General features: G+C 71.1%; 1 protein-coding gene. It reads left to right on the forward strand.

Going from position 1 to position 432, the window contains the following annotated elements; translation table 11 throughout:
- Positions 1-432, forward strand: a 432-nt coding sequence (ruvA, locus tag AACY08_RS30040; RefSeq protein WP_339472725.1) for a Holliday junction branch migration protein RuvA, incomplete at both ends; no start/stop codon positions are given.

The raw sequence follows: 432 nt of genomic DNA on the forward strand, positions 1-432 counted from the left end.
CGCCTCGACGCGACGGGACTCGACCATGCCGTGGTCGATGTTGGCGGGGTCGGCTATCTGGTCGGCGCGTCGTCGCGCACGCTCAGTGCGATCGGCCCGGTCGGCGAGGCGGTGATGCTCCACACCGAGATGCTGGTCGCCGAGGATTTCATCCGCCTGGTCGGCTTCGCGACCGCGTCGGAGCGCGACTGGTTCCGCTTGCTCACTGGCGTGCAGGGCGTGGGTGCGCGCGTCGCGCTGGCGATCCTGTCGGCGCTCGAACCCGCCGATCTTTCGCGCGCGATTGCCGCGCAGGACAAGGCGATGGTCGCTCGCGCCAATGGCGTTGGCCCCAAGCTCGCCGAACGCATCGTGCGCGAATTGAAGGACAAGATCGGAGGCGTCGCCATCGGCGGCGCGGGCGTGACGGTGGCCCCGGTCGGCGCGGGCGCG

Origin of the sequence: Pseudomonas sp. EL_65y_Pfl1_R83 (genome assembly GCF_963970695.1) — a bacterium.
GTDB classification, from domain to species: domain Bacteria; phylum Pseudomonadota; class Gammaproteobacteria; order Pseudomonadales; family Pseudomonadaceae; genus Aquipseudomonas; species Aquipseudomonas tritici.